Here is a 327-nt window from a genome sequence, read left to right as displayed (position 1 = left end):
GGCGTTGTTGCCTAAATCAGTTGAACCTTTTTCGAGTCTTGCGATCTGATCCTTTATGATGGTTAGAGCGGTGGTGACATGGGTAAGGCAAAAAAGAAGATAACTAACTGGGCGGAGTACAATAAGGCTCTGTGCAAACGGGGCTCGGTTACGTTCTGGATAGATGATTCAGCCGTAGATGCATGGCGATGCAAAGCCCATCATGGTAAGCGTGGTAGAGGCTTCCAGTACTCTGATACAGCGATTGAAACTGCATTGATGATTAAGGGGATATTCTCTCTACCATTGCGGGCTCTTCAAGGTTTTATCGACTCTATCTTTGAGCTA

At 45.9% G+C, this 327-nt stretch carries 1 protein-coding gene; it reads left to right on the top strand.

The window, feature by feature from the left end:
• Positions 1-78 precede the first annotated feature (78 nt).
• Positions 79-327, top strand: a 249-nt coding sequence (locus AB4623_RS23290; protein WP_372147445.1) for a transposase, incomplete at its 3' end; no start/stop codon positions are given.

Source organism: Vibrio sp. 10N.222.52.C12, from assembly GCF_041474215.1.
Lineage (GTDB): Bacteria > Pseudomonadota > Gammaproteobacteria > Enterobacterales > Vibrionaceae > Vibrio > Vibrio crassostreae_C.
Note: the sequence above shows the minus strand (reverse complement) of the source record. Positions and strands in the feature narration are given on the sequence as shown.